This window comes from Pseudomonas frederiksbergensis (genome assembly GCF_003732665.1).
GTDB classification, from domain to species: Bacteria; Pseudomonadota; Gammaproteobacteria; order Pseudomonadales; family Pseudomonadaceae; genus Aquipseudomonas; species Aquipseudomonas frederiksbergensis_G.
Map to the genome: position 1 here is coordinate 1 of NZ_MOBP01000210.1, position 298 is coordinate 298.

Below are 298 nucleotides of genomic sequence, written 5' to 3' on the forward strand. Positions count from 1 at the left end.
CAGCATCGGCCGCTTGAGCACCAGGCGGCACTGGAAGTCGCTGACTTTCTCGAAGGCGCTGATGTCCTGGAATGCGGTGCGGTTGACCGATTTCGAATCGGCGGCAATCCAGCGCTGGATGTTGTGCTGCACGTCCTCGACGTTGAACGTGTCGCCGTTGCTCCACTTCACGTCCTGGCGCAGGTTGAAGGTCCAGGTCTTCAAGTCTTCGGACGGGCTCCAGCTCTCGGCAAGGTACGGGTGGGTGATGTTGTCGGCGTCGCCCCAGGTCAGGAATTCCAGGGAATTGCGCAGCAGG

General features: G+C 61.1%; 1 protein-coding gene. It reads right to left on the reverse strand.

Translation table 11 applies throughout. The features are described 5' to 3' along the window. The coding region (locus BK665_RS33860) for an ABC transporter substrate-binding protein (RefSeq protein WP_259699689.1) at window positions 1-298 on the reverse strand (298 nt) is incomplete at both ends.